Consider the following 13,366-nt stretch of genomic DNA (forward strand, 5'->3'; position numbering starts at 1 on the left):
TGACAGGTGGCTGTCTTTTAGTTGCGTTCGAGGTCGATATCGATACCCAGCGAACGGATTTCCTTGACCAGCACGTTGAACGATTCCGGCATGCCGGCGTCGATCACGTGGTCGCCCTTGACCAGGTTCTCGTACACTTTGGTACGGCCATTCACGTCATCGGACTTGACGGTCAACATCTCTTGCAAGACATACGACGCGCCATACGCTTCCAGTGCCCAGACTTCCATCTCACCGAAACGCTGACCACCGAACTGGGCTTTACCACCCAGCGGCTGTTGCGTCACCAGCGAGTAAGGACCGGTCGAACGCGCATGCATCTTGTCATCGACCAAGTGATGCAGTTTCAGCATGTGCATGACGCCGACAGTGACCTTGCGTTCGAAGGCTTCACCGGTGCGACCGTCATACATGGTCACCTGGTTCTTCGACGGGGTCATGCCCAGGTTCTTGGCGATGTCGTCCGGATACGCCAGGTCCAGCATGCGGCGGATCTCTTCTTCGTTCGCGCCGTCAAACACTGGCGTGGCGAATGGCACACCTTTTTTCAGATTCTCGGCCAGTTTCATGATCTCTTCATCATCAAACTTGTCCAGATCTTCCGCGCGGCCATTGTCGTTGTAGATCGTCGTCAGATACTTGCGCATTTGCTCGACCTTGGTTTGCGCCTTCAGCATTTCGCCGATGCGGATACCCAGACCCTTGGCAGCCCAGCCCAAGTGAGTCTCGAGAATCTGACCAACGTTCATCCGCGAAGGAACGCCCAGCGGGTTCAGCACAACGTCGGCTGGCGTGCCGTCGGCCATGTATGGCATGTCTTCCACAGGAACAATACGGGAAACCACACCCTTGTTACCGTGGCGACCTGCCATCTTGTCGCCCGACTGCAGGCGGCGTTTCACGGCCAGGTACACCTTGACCATTTTTTGCACGCCTGGTTGCAGCTCATCGCCTTGCGTCAGTTTCTTGCGCTTCTCTTCGAAGGCCAGGTCGAACTGGTGACGCTTCTCGTTGATCGATTCCTTGATCGCTTCGAGCGCTACCGCTGCATCGTCATCCGCAGGGCGGATGTCGAACCAGTGGTATTTGTCCAGATCGGCCAGGTAGTCCTTGGTGATCTTGGCGCCTTTGGCCAGCTTTTTAGGGCCGCCGTTGACAACTTTGCCGATCAGCATTTTTTCCAGACGCTGGAAGGCATCGCCTTCGACGATACGCATCTGGTCGTTCAGATCCAGACGGAAGCGTTTCAGTTCGTCATCGATAATTTGCTGAGCACGCTTGTCGCGCACGATGCCTTCACGCGTGAAGACTTGCACGTCGATCACGGTGCCGATCATGCCCGAAGGCACGCGCAGCGACGTATCTTTTACGTCCGAGGCTTTTTCGCCGAAAATCGCGCGCAGCAGCTTCTCTTCCGGGGTCAGCTGGGTTTCGCCTTTAGGCGTCACTTTACCGACCAGGGTGTCGCCGGCCTGTACTTCAGCGCCGATGTAGACGATACCGGACTCATCCAGACGTGCCAGCTGATTTTCAGCCAGGTTCGAGATGTCGCGCGTAATTTCTTCCGCGCCCAGTTTCGTGTCACGGGCAACCACCGACAACTCTTCGATGTGAATCGAGGTGTAGCGGTCATCCTTGACGACGTTTTCCGAGATCAGGATCGAATCTTCGAAGTTCAGACCATTCCATGGCATGAAAGCCACGGTCATGTTCTGGCCCAGTGCCAATTCACCCAGGTCGGTCGATGCGCCATCGGCGATCACGTCGCGCTTGGCAACACGGTCGCCCACTTGCACGATAGGACGCTGGTTGATGTTGGTGTTCTGGTTCGAACGGGTGTACTTGATCAGGTTGTAGATGTCGACGCCCACTTCACCAGCCGTGGCTTCGTCATCGTTGACGCGAATCACGACACGGCCCGCATCGATGTAATCGACGATACCGCCACGCAAGGCTTGCACGGTGGTGCCCGAGTCGACCGCAACGGTGCGTTCGATACCGGTACCGACCAGCGCTTTTTCCGGACGCAAGCAAGGCACAGCCTGGCGTTGCATGTTGGCGCCCATCAATGCACGGTTTGCATCATCGTGTTCGAGGAACGGAATCAGCGAGGCAGCAACGGAAACGATCTGGCCTGGCGCCACGTCCATGTACTGGATGCGCTCCGGGGAGACCAGGATGGTTTCGCCGGCTTCACGGGCCGACACCAGTTCATCGGACAGCGTGCCTTCATCGCTGATGGTCGCATTCGCCTGAGCGATGATGTAGCGGCCTTCTTCGATGGCGGACAGGTAGTCGATCTGATCGGTGATCTTGGAACCTTCGACCTTGCGGTACGGGGTTTCCAGGAAGCCGTATTCATTCAGGCGGGCATACAGAGCCAGCGAGTTGATCAGACCAATGTTCGGACCTTCCGGTGTCTCGATCGGGCAGACGCGGCCGTAGTGGGTCGGATGCACGTCGCGCACTTCAAAGCCGGCGCGTTCGCGTGTCAGACCGCCGGGTCCCAGAGCCGATACACGGCGCTTGTGGGTAATTTCCGACAGAGGATTGGTTTGGTCCATGAACTGCGACAGCTGGGACGAACCGAAGAACTCGCGAATCGCAGCCGAAATCGGCTTCGAGTTGATCAGGTCATGCGGCATCAGGTTGTCCGCTTCGGCTTGGCCGAGGCGTTCCTTGACGGCGCGCTCAACACGCACCAGGCCGGCGCGGAATTGATTCTCAGCCAGTTCGCCCACGCAACGTACGCGACGGTTACCCAGGTGATCGATATCGTCGACTTCGCCGCGGCCATTGCGCAGTTCCACCAGGATCTTGATCACGGCCAGCACGTCTTCGTTCGACAGGGTCATGGCGCCGGTCAGTTCATCGCGGCCAATGCGGCGATTGAACTTCATGCGGCCCACGGCCGACAGGTCGTAGCGGTCCGAGTTGTAGAACAGGCCATTGAACAGCGCTTCAACGGAGTCTTCCGTTGGCGGTTCGCCTGGACGCATCATGCGGTAGATCGCCACTTTCGCAGCCATCTGGTCGGCGGTGTCGTCGATACGCAGGGTTTGCGAGATGTAGGCGCCTTGATCCAGGTCGTTGGTGTACAAGGTCTGGATTTCGGAAATGTTGGCATCGCGCAGGCGACCCAGCAAGTCTTCCGTCAGCTCATCGTTCGCGGAGGCGACGACTTCACCGGTGTCGCCATCGACGATGTTCTTCGCCAATACGCGGCCCAGCAGGTAATCTTCCGGTACGGAAATGTGCTTGATGCCGGCAGCTTCGATATCACGCACGTGCTTGGCGTTGATACGCTTGTCTTTCAGCACCAGGGTCTTGCCCGACTTGTCGACGATGTCAAAGCGCGCCACTTCGCCGCGCAGACGTTCGGCGACGAATTCCATTTCCGCGCCTTCGGAGCGCAGGTTGAAATTGTCGAAGACAAAGAAATTGGCCAGGATTTGCTCATGCGACATGCCGATGGCTTTGAGCAGGATCGTCACTGGCATCTTGCGGCGGCGGTCGACGCGGAAGAACAGGATGTCTTTCGGGTCGAACTCGAAGTCCAGCCACGAACCGCGGTAAGGAATGATACGCGCGGAGAACAGCAGTTTACCGGACGAGTGAGTCTTGCCGCGGTCGTGCTCGAAGAACACGCCAGGCGAACGGTGCAGCTGGGAAACGATAACCCGCTCCGTGCCGTTGATCACGAACGAACCGGTGGTCGTCATGAGCGGCAATTCGCCCATGTAGACTTCCTGTTCCTTCATCTCTTTGACGACAGGCTTGGTTGGCGATTCCTTGTCCAGGATCACCAGGCGCACTTTCGCGCGCAGCGGCGACGCGAACGTCAGGCCACGTTGTTGACATTCTTTGACGTCGAAGGCAGGATCGCCCAGGACGTACGACAAGAATTCGAGACGCGCAAAACCATTGTGCGACACGATAGGGAAAATCGAAGTGAAAGCCGACTGCAGGCCATCATTCTTGCGGCCGGACGGTGCTATGTCCTCTTGCAAGAAGCTATGATAAGACTCGAGCTGGGTCGCCAGCAGGAACGGAACGTGGTGAACGTTGGCGCGCTTCGCGAATGATTTGCGAATGCGTTTCTTCTCAGTAAATGAGTAGTGCATGGACACTCCGTGAGTGACAGAAAGGATAGAAAATTCAGGTTTTGCAAGTGTTCGTTTGCACCGCTGCGTGTGACACAGACGAAACCTCAAGGCTCTGCTTTCCGGCTTGAATCGAATAAAAACTGCTGCTACAACTACATGACAAATACGATGCAGACGACAAAGGAGCCAAAGTCGGATTTCCCCCCTTGCGAGGGGAAACCTCAGACTTTGACTCGGGCGCTAACTGCCGCCGGTACAGATATTACTTGATCGAAGCGGTTGCGCCGGCTTCTACCAGTTTCTTCTGTGCTGCTTCAGCGTCAGCTTTCGACACTGCTTCTTTCACAGTTTTTGGTGCGCCATCGACCAGGTCTTTAGCTTCTTTCAAGCCCAGGCCGGTGATTTCGCGAACTGCTTTAATGACGCCAACTTTGTTTGCGCCGAAGCTGTCCAGGATGACGTTGAATTCGGTTTGTTCTTCAGCAGCAGCTGCTGGGCCTGCTGCAGGACCGGCCGAAGCCATCGCTGCTGCGGACACGCCGAATTTTTCTTCGAATGCTTTAACCAGGTCGTTCAGGTCCATTACGGACATGGCGCTAACTGCTTCCAGGATATCGTCTTTGCTAATTGCCATTTTGAAACTCCTAAATTTATTACGTTAGTTACATCAGATTGGTACTGAGAGAAAAAAGCGCGCGCAATTAAGCGGCTGCTGGGGCTTCTTCTGCTGCTGCTTCTTCTGCAGGAGCTTCGGCGCCTTCGCCTTTTTTCGCTGCCAGGGCAGCCAGACCACGTGCAAAGCCCGAAACCGGAGCCAGCATAACGCCCAACAACTGCGAAATGAGAACTTCACGGCTAGGAATGCTCGCCAACGCGGTGACAGCAGCTGTATCCAGCGGCTTGCCTGCGTAGTTACCTGCTTTGATGACCAGTTTGTCGTTGGTTTTAGCGAAGTCAGCGATGACTTTAGCTGCTGCAACGGCATCGGCCGAGATCGAGTAGATCAACGGGCCGGTCATGGCATCTGCCAGGCTGGCGAATGCGGTACCTTCAACGGAGCGACGAGCCAGAGTGTTTTTCAACACACGCAGGTACACGCCTTGGGCACGCGCTTTAGCACGCAGTTGCGTCAAGTGACCAACCTGGATGCCACGATATTCGGCCACGACGATCGTTTGCGCATTTGCTACTTGTGCGGAAACTTCGGCGACGACGGCCTTTTTGTCATTCAGATTGAGACTCACGGTCAACCTCCTTAAATGATGTTCGGCAATCACAACCGAGTGGTTGAGCGCCTTGCATCGGTTCGAACACGGCGTCCGAAGTCAAGAAGTACTAAACTGAGCGGATGGATTCACGCAGCATGAGGACTACAAAACTTGTTCGGGTACACCATCTGCGTTGGGCACTTGCCGTTGCCGGCAAGCCTATTAACCTTCTGCATGTGCGATCACAGTCGGCCCAACGGTCTTTGATTGTCTGCCTGCCTGGTGCGAACACCGGGCAGACAGCCCAAAGATGCGCCCGCGGCGCCCGAAGGCGCCACAGGACTTGATTCTTTACTTAAGCTGCCAGGCTAGTCTGGTCAACACGGACGCCAGCGCCCATGGTCGACGACAGCGAAACTTTGCGCAGGTACACGCCTTTGCTCGATGCTGGCTTGGCTTTGTTCAGTGCGTCGATCAGTGCGACCAGATTCGATTTCAGATCTGCGTCAGCGAACGATTTACGGCCGATGGTAGCGTGGATGATACCGGATTTGTCGGTACGGTACTGAACTTGACCGGCTTTCGCGTTTTTCACGGCGGTAGCGACGTCAGGAGTAACAGTGCCAACTTTCGGGTTAGGCATCATACCGCGTGGGCCCAGGATCTGACCCAGGGTACCAACGATACGCATGGTATCTGGCGAAGCGATAACGATATCGAAAGGCATGTCGCCGGCTTTGATACGCTCAGCCAGGTCTTCCATACCAACGATGTCGGCGCCAGCTGCTTTAGCGGCTTCTGCTTTTTCGCCCGACGCGAAAACTGCCACGCGTACGGTTTTGCCGGTACCAGCTGGCAGCACGACGGAGCCGCGCACCACTTGGTCGGATTTCTTAGGATCAACACCCAGTTGTACCGATACGTCGATCGATTCATTGAACTTGGCCGTTGCGCACTCTTTGATCAGAGCGACAGCGTTGTCGAAAGCGTACACTTTGGTACGGTCGACTTTGGCTTTCAAAGCCTTGATACGTTTGGATAACTTAGCCATTATACAACACCTTCCACCGTGATACCAATCGAACGAGCGGAACCAGCGATGGTGCGTACAGCAGCATCCATGTCGGCAGCGGTCAGATCAGGGGTTTTCAATTTAGCGATTTCTTCAGCTTGTGCGCGGGTCAGCGTACCGACTTTGTCGGTATGTGGCTTCGGCGAACCTTTGGTGATCGCAGCAGCTTTTTTGATCAGGTAGGTTGCTGGAGGCGTCTTCATCACGAACGTGAAGGACTTGTCCGCAAACGCGGTGATCACGACTGGAATCGGCATGCCTGCTTCCAGACCTTGGGTCTGTGCATTGAAGGCTTTGCAGAATTCCATGATGTTCAGACCACGTTGACCCAGAGCTGGACCGATTGGTGGGGATGGGTTTGCTTTACCAGCTGGTACTTGCAGCTTGATAAAACCAATGATTTTCTTTGCCATGATGGCTCCTATCTTGGATTGAGTAGTAGCGCCCCGCCGATCCTACCCTGGCGGGGCTCCTCTGACCGGATTTTGCTGATACAACCGCAACGCTCCTGGTGGCGCTTGATACAGACTTAAACTTTTTCGACCTGGCCGAATTCGAGCTCTACCGGAGTAGCGCGACCGAAGATGGTGACCGAGACGCGCACTTTGGATTTCTCGTAATTGACTTCTTCGACATTGCCGTTGAAGTCGGTGAACGGACCATCCTTGATGCGTACCTGCTCGCCCACCTCGTACAAGGTTTTTGGACGGGGCTTTTCAACACCTTCCTGCATCTGCTTCATGATGCCGTCGATTTCGCGCGCGGAGATCGGCGTCGGCTTGTTCGACTTGCCACCAATGAAACCGGTAACCTTGCTGGTGTTCTTGACCAAGTGCCAGCTCTCGTCCGTCATTTCCATTTCAACCAGCACATAGCCGGGATAGAAACGACGTTCGGTGACGGACTTCACACCATTCTTGACTTCGACCACTTCTTCGATCGGCACCAGGATCTGGCCGAACTGGTCTTGCATGCCCGCGCGCTCGATGCGCTCGGTCAGTGCGCGCATGACGCTTTTTTCCATGCCGGAATAAGCATGCACGACATACCAGCGCTTGCTGCTGACTGGCACGCTCAGCGCGGCACCAGTGTCCGCTACCGGAGCGTCGCCCGGAACGGACTCGTCCGCCGCTTCATCATGCACATTTTCGCTCATTATTTTTTCCAACCCAGAATTACGTCATACAACAAAAACTCGAGCAATTTATCCGTGCCCCACAGGAAAATCGCCATGACCAGCACAAAGGCAAACACGATCGCAGTAATCTGCGTGGCTTCTTTGCGGGTAGGCCAAACGACTTTCTTGGTTTCGCGCACAGCTTCTTTGGCGAAATTGAGAAATTCACGGCCGGTCGTCGAGATATACAAGAGTGCAACAGCAATAACCAAACCAGCCACAAGCGCGCTTGCACGCACCAGAGCTGGTTGGCCTGCCAGGTAATAAAACCCGACTACTCCTGCAATCGCAGCCACTATTGCCAGCGCGACTTTTATCTTGTCACTCGACGTGCTAACGGTTTGCACGGATTGATTTGACATTTTTCTACTTTCGGTGCCCTGCACCTTGACGGTGGCAGGGACGGAGGGCATCGAACCCCCAACCTTCGGTTTTGGAGACCGACGCTCTGCCAATTGAGCTACGTCCCTACGTAAAACTTTCGAGGAGTGCTATTCTACCACCCAGGACGCCCCAGGTGGAAGCATAACATTTCCTTATGCGAGGATTTTTGCAACCACGCCGGCGCCGACGGTACGACCGCCTTCACGGATAGCGAAGCGCAGACCTTCTTCCATCGCGATCGGGTTGATCAGCTTGACGGTGATCGACACGTTATCGCCTGGCATGACCATTTCTTTGTCTGCTGGCAACTCGATCGAACCAGTCACGTCCGTTGTGCGGAAGTAGAACTGTGGACGATAGTTGTTGAAGAATGGCGTATGACGGCCGCCTTCGTCTTTCGACAGAACATAGATCTCGCCGGTGAAGTGCGCATGCGGCTTGATCGAGCCTGGCTTGGCCAGAACTTGACCACGTTGCACGTCTTCACGCTTGGTGCCGCGCAGCAGCAGACCAACGTTGTCGCCTGCTTGACCTTGGTCCAGCAGTTTGCGGAACATTTCCACGCCGGTGCAAGTCGTTTTGACGGTATCGATAATACCAACGATTTCGATCTCTTCGCCGACTTTGACAATGCCGCGCTCGATACGACCGGTGACCACGGTACCGCGACCCGAGATCGAGAACACGTCTTCCACTGGCATCAGGAACGCACCGTCAACAGCGCGCTCTGGCGTTGGGATGTACGAATCGAGGGCATCGGCCAGACGCAACACTGCATCCACGCCCATTTCGCCTTCTTTGCCTTCCAGCGCCATACGTGCCGAACCTTTGATGATAGGCAAGTCGTCGCCAGGGAACTCATACTTCGACAACAGCTCGCGCACTTCCATTTCAACCAGTTCCAGCAGCTCTGCGTCGTCGACCAGGTCGCACTTGTTCAGGAACACGATGATGTATGGAACGCCAACTTGGCGGGCCAGCAGGATGTGTTCGCGGGTCTGTGGCATTGGGCCGTCAGCTGCGGAGCATACCAGGATCGCGCCGTCCATCTGCGCAGCACCGGTAATCATGTTTTTGATGTAATCGGCGTGGCCTGGGCAGTCAACGTGCGCGTAGTGACGCGCTGCCGTTTCGTACTCGACGTGAGCGGTGTTGATCGTGATACCGCGCGCTTTTTCTTCTGGTGCCGCATCGATCTGGTCGTATGCTTTGGCTTCGCCGCCGAATTTCTTCGACAGAACCGTTGCGATTGCAGCGGTCAGCGTGGTTTTACCGTGGTCGACGTGGCCGATGGTGCCGACGTTGACGTGCGGCTTGGTCCGTTCGAATTTACCTTTTGCCATTTTGAACTCCTAATGATTTGATTAGATTGCTCAGGCACACGCCCGACGGTCTGGTTTGAATTGCTTCTGTGCTGCCTGCTGCGAATTCTGGTGCCCTTGACGTGGATCGAACACGTGGCCTCTCCCTTACCAAGGGAGTGCTCTACCACTGAGCTACAAGGGCTGTAATTTGTTGCACGCGATGCATCAAGCATCTGAACGGAAACTGGAGCGGGTGAAGGGAATCGAACCCTCGTCGTAAGCTTGGAAGGCTTCTGCTCTACCATTGAGCTACACCCGCGAGGTATCGTTCACTTATCTTCACTTACTTGCTACTACCCAGTTTTCCTTGCAAAAACTTGGTGGAGGGGGCTGGATTCGAACCAGCGTACTCATAGAGAACAGATTTACAGTCTGTCGCCTTTAACCACTCGGCCACCCCTCCGCGGGAACCGCAGAGTATGAAGCATCTACTCACAACTGTCAACCTTATTTGCTGATGCCTGACTGCTGCATTTGCGTATAAAGAAGAAGTTGGCTGCTTCGGGGCGTGATTATAAGCTCCCGATTTGAGAATGTGCAAGGGTTGGCGTGAAAAAGTCGACTTTTTTTCGAATTTTTTTATCTCCCCCGGCTGCAAGCCGCATTTTTCCGTCATTCGCCCCGCATTTCTCCCTTTTACCGGGCGTCAGGCGGATGCATCCAGGAGTTGCCAAGGGGCTTATATTTACGCAACAACTGCTGATGCAAGCCCGATAGCACGGGTAATTTGGGGTTGCGCGGGTCCAGGCGGCGCACACCGGCAATAAACGTCAGCGCCTGCTGCCCCATGCGCTCATCCCAGCCATCGTGTTCCAGGCATTTCAGTACCGCCACGGCCGCATTGAAGACCACTTGCGGATTGTCGGGCAGACGCGTGACGGCTTCGCCCATCAGATTGACGGCGCCGCGGAAATCGCCTTCTCCCGCCCTGGCGGCGCCCGCGGCCACCATATCGGCCACTTCCTGGCGGCTTTGCCGCGCCAGCGCCTTGGCCAGCTCCTCGCGCCCAGCCAGTTCGAACACGGCCATGGCGCGCGTCATGGCCGCGCTGTCGGGCGCATTGCGCATGACTTCACGCATCACCTCGGCCGCGCCGTCTTCGCGCCCGTGCGCCAGGCAATGGCGCGCCAGCTCCGTTTTCAGCGTATTCGAGCTGCCCACGCTATGCCGGTTGGCGGCCAGGGCGGCGTCGAGCGATTGCTGCAGGCGTTCGGCGTTGCCCGTATGCGCATGCAGCATGGCGCTGCACAGGGCACTGCACAGTTCCGCATTCTTTTGCCCTCCCATCGACTTGTCGAGGTCGCGGATCACGGCGCCCACCTGTAGCGGGTCGCCCTTGCGCACCAGGGTCTGCACCAGGCGCACATGGTCTTCCGGGTCACGGAACTCCGAATACTTGGCCTTGCTGACCACCAGCTTCAGGGCTTTTTCCGCCATCTCGATATCGTCGGCCGCCAGGGCCGCCTCGCCCAGCCGGCGCAAGCGGCGCACGGCATGCGGCGACAGGGCCACCGCCTCGCTCAGGGCCGCCTGCGCCAGTTCCGGCTTGCCTTGCGCCAAATGCGTGCGCGCCAGCCAGTCATACGCGTCGAGAAAACGCTTATTGTTTTCCAATAAGCCTTCCAAGGTGCCCTGTGCCGCTGCGTACTCGCCCAGCAGAAATTGCGTCTTGGCCTGCCCCAGGCGCGCCCAGCCGATGGACTTGGCCTGGTACAGGGCTGCGTAGATCGGCTCGGCGTCGGCCGCCTCGCCCAGCAGCAAATGCAATTCCGCGCGCAGGCGCAGGAAATCGGTGGCGTAGCGGGGATACAGGCTGGCGCCCTCGGCGCAGGCGGCAATCGCCGCGCGCTCATTGCCCACGTCAATCAGTTCATACACGGGCACGAAGGCATTGCGCTTGTCCAGCGCGCGGGCTATGCGCTCAAGCATGTTCTCAGCGGTGAAGGGCTTGAGGATGTAATCGGTGGGCAGCAGCTCGACGGCGCTGACTACCTTGGCAAAACTGCCTTCGCCCGTGACCATGAAGAACATGGTCGACGCATGCATCAATTTGTGATGGCGCAAGTCTTCCAGCATCTGCTGGCCATCCTGCCCGCCGTCGAGGTCGTATTCGCACAGGATCAAATCATACGATTTGCTGCCCAGCATGCGGATCGCCTGGCCCGAGCTGGCCGCGTCATCGATCTTCGCTAGGCCGCACAGGTTGAGCATATTGTGCAGGCTGGCGCGCATGCCCGGATGCGGCTCGATGATCAGTGCGCTGAGGCCCTTGAGTTCTTTCATGTCGTAATGTCCGAAAACTCCGCGGCGCGCCACACTGGTGCGTGGCGCCAGCCGGCATGAGGCAGCCGAGTATATGACGGCGCCGCGCGCAAGGGAATGGGGCCGTGCCGAAAAACGCCAACGAAGTTGCAACTCAGGCGGTGGCGCGCTCCGGATGCCACAGTTGCGGCTCGTGATCGATCAGCTCCAGCAGCGCCGTCACCACTTCCGGATCGAACTGGCTGCCGCTGCGCTGTTCGATGTATTCGCGCACCTGCGGATACGGCCATGGCTCCTTGTAGGGCCGCTCGTGCAGCAAGGCATCGAAGACGTCGACCACGGCAACGATGCGCGCGGCCACGGGAATATCGCGCCCCACGAGGCCGTTCGGATAGCCGGCGCCATCGAAATGCTCGTGGTGGCCGCCGGCGATCTGCGCGCCATACGTGAGGTAGCTGACGCCGTCGACCATGTTGGCGGCCCGCTCGAGGATGGTGCGCCCGACGCTGGCGTGCAGCTGCATCTGTACGCGCTCCTGGTCCGTATGCTTGCCCGGTTTCAACAGCACGGCGTCCGGCGTGGCCACCTTGCCCACGTCGTGCAGGATGCTGGCCAGGCCGATCATGTCGAGCAGCTGCGGCGTCAGCTCATCCGGATACACGCCGCGCTGCTGCATGCGGCGGGCGATGGCGTCGGACAATTGCTGCACCCGCCGCACATGGCCGCCCGTGTCGCTGTCGCGGAACTCGGCCAGGTCGGCCAGCGCCACCACGGTCGCTTCCTGCGCCTTGCGCAGCTGGCCGAACATGTACAGGTTGTCGAAGGCGGCGGCGATGCGCTGGCAAAACACTTCCAGCAAGTCACGCTGGATCTGCGCCAGCGGCCAGGGCGGCGTGACGGAGATGGCCAGCTCGCGGTTGCCTTCCGTATGGATGAACAGCACATTGGCCGGATGCTCGAACTGGCTGCGCTTTTCCGCAAATGCCTTGGCGATGGTGGCGGTGAGCGCATGCTCGGCCGGCATGGCTTCCGACTCGGCCAGCATGGCATAGGTGCCCGTGGCGGCGACCACCTCAGGCCGCCCGGCGCCGCCCTGCATCAGGCACAGCACGCCGTCGGCACCCACGTCGAGGATGGCGCTGACCTGGTTGAGCACGCCGGAAGCGAATTCGCGCAGCGAATGGATCTGGTACAGATTGGTGGCGCCGGCGAGGATCTTGCCCAGGCCAATGCGGCTGCGCTCGAGCATCATCAGGCTCTCGTAGGCACGCAAAGCCGAGATGACGGTGGTAAACAGCTTCTGCGTCGTCAGTTCCGTCTTGGCCTTGTAATCGTTGATGTCGTATTCGATGATGACGCGCTGCTCGGGCGCCTGGCCCGGCTGGCCCGTGCGCAGCACGACGCGCACGATGGAGTTGTTCAAGTCGGCGCGGATGCGCTTGGCGAGGATCAGGCCGGCATCATCCGTTTCCATCACCACGTCGAGCAGCACCAGCGCGATATCGGGCGTGTCGCGCAGGATCTCGTACCCTTCGCGGCCACTGTAGGCGGAAAACAGTTCCAGTTCGCGGCCCTTGAAACTGACATTGCGCAGCGCCAGCCGCGTGACCGCATGCACATCGACGTCATCATCGACGATCAGCACACGCCACAGGCGCTGGTCTGGCGCGGCCAGCCCGGCAGGACTGGCCACCGGCTCATCTTCGTCGAGCAGCCAGTTATCATCTGCATCGGCTGTGAGGTCGGTCATGAATACTCCTAATGGATAAGGTCGATGTGAACGCTGCGTTGAC

Annotated in this window: 10 protein-coding genes and 4 tRNA genes; all 14 read right to left on the reverse strand. The window is 57.7% G+C overall.

Annotated elements, in window-relative coordinates; genetic code table 11:
• Positions 1-17: 17 nt before the first annotated feature.
• The 14 genes from rpoB to KY494_RS16235 all read right to left on the reverse strand — a co-directional run bounded on the left by rpoB (position 18) and on the right by KY494_RS16235 (position 13,323).
• On the reverse strand, positions 18-4,124 hold the full coding sequence (gene rpoB, locus KY494_RS16170) for a DNA-directed RNA polymerase subunit beta (protein WP_096233370.1): 4,107 nt from the start codon (positions 4,122-4,124) through the stop codon (positions 18-20).
• Positions 4,125-4,368: 244 nt separating this feature from the next.
• A complete protein-coding gene (gene rplL / locus KY494_RS16175; protein WP_010394320.1) occupies positions 4,369-4,740 on the reverse strand; it encodes a 50S ribosomal protein L7/L12 in 372 nt (123 codons plus the stop codon).
• A gap of 67 nt (positions 4,741-4,807) precedes the next feature.
• Positions 4,808-5,350 carry a 50S ribosomal protein L10 gene (gene rplJ / locus KY494_RS16180; protein WP_029496119.1) on the reverse strand — a complete coding sequence of 181 codons (543 nt, stop codon included), beginning with the start codon at positions 5,348-5,350 and terminating at the stop codon, positions 4,808-4,810.
• 319 nt (positions 5,351-5,669) lie between these two features.
• Complete coding sequence (gene rplA, locus KY494_RS16185; protein WP_071079797.1) at positions 5,670-6,365, reverse strand: 50S ribosomal protein L1; 696 nt, start codon at positions 6,363-6,365, stop codon at positions 5,670-5,672.
• A complete protein-coding gene (gene rplK, locus KY494_RS16190; RefSeq protein WP_010394312.1) occupies positions 6,365-6,799 on the reverse strand; it encodes a 50S ribosomal protein L11 in 435 nt (144 codons plus the stop codon). Before rplK ends, rplA begins: the two co-directional genes overlap by 1 nt.
• A 116-nt stretch (positions 6,800-6,915) precedes the next feature.
• Positions 6,916-7,542, reverse strand: coding sequence for a transcription termination/antitermination protein NusG (nusG, locus tag KY494_RS16195; RefSeq protein ID WP_034753130.1), 627 nt, complete (start codon positions 7,540-7,542; stop codon positions 6,916-6,918).
• Positions 7,542-7,925 (reverse strand): preprotein translocase subunit SecE, encoded by a 384-nt coding sequence (gene secE, locus KY494_RS16200; protein ID WP_035823944.1) that lies wholly within the window; start codon positions 7,923-7,925, stop codon positions 7,542-7,544. The genes nusG and secE overlap by 1 nt, the downstream gene beginning before the upstream one ends.
• A 32-nt stretch (positions 7,926-7,957) precedes the next feature.
• Positions 7,958-8,033: transfer RNA gene (locus tag KY494_RS16205), tRNA-Trp, on the reverse strand.
• Between the two features lie 66 nt (positions 8,034-8,099).
• Entirely contained in the window at positions 8,100-9,290 is a 1,191-nt protein-coding gene (gene tuf / locus KY494_RS16210; RefSeq protein WP_219887506.1) for an elongation factor Tu, read from the reverse strand.
• A gap of 88 nt (positions 9,291-9,378) precedes the next feature.
• Positions 9,379-9,453: transfer RNA gene (locus KY494_RS16215), tRNA-Thr, on the reverse strand.
• Between the two features lie 43 nt (positions 9,454-9,496).
• Positions 9,497-9,570 (reverse strand) — tRNA-Gly (locus tag KY494_RS16220).
• A gap of 59 nt (positions 9,571-9,629) precedes the next feature.
• Positions 9,630-9,714 (reverse strand) — tRNA-Tyr (locus KY494_RS16225).
• Between the two features lie 233 nt (positions 9,715-9,947).
• Positions 9,948-11,594 (reverse strand): tetratricopeptide repeat-containing response regulator, encoded by a 1,647-nt coding sequence (locus KY494_RS16230; protein WP_219887507.1) that lies wholly within the window; start codon positions 11,592-11,594, stop codon positions 9,948-9,950.
• A gap of 133 nt (positions 11,595-11,727) precedes the next feature.
• Entirely contained in the window at positions 11,728-13,323 is a 1,596-nt protein-coding gene (locus tag KY494_RS16235; protein ID WP_219887508.1) for a DUF3369 domain-containing protein, read from the reverse strand.
• Between the last annotated feature and the right edge of the window lie 43 nt (positions 13,324-13,366).

Source organism: Janthinobacterium sp. PAMC25594, from assembly GCF_019443505.1.
In the GTDB taxonomy this organism is placed as follows: Bacteria; Pseudomonadota; Gammaproteobacteria; order Burkholderiales; family Burkholderiaceae_D; genus Janthinobacterium.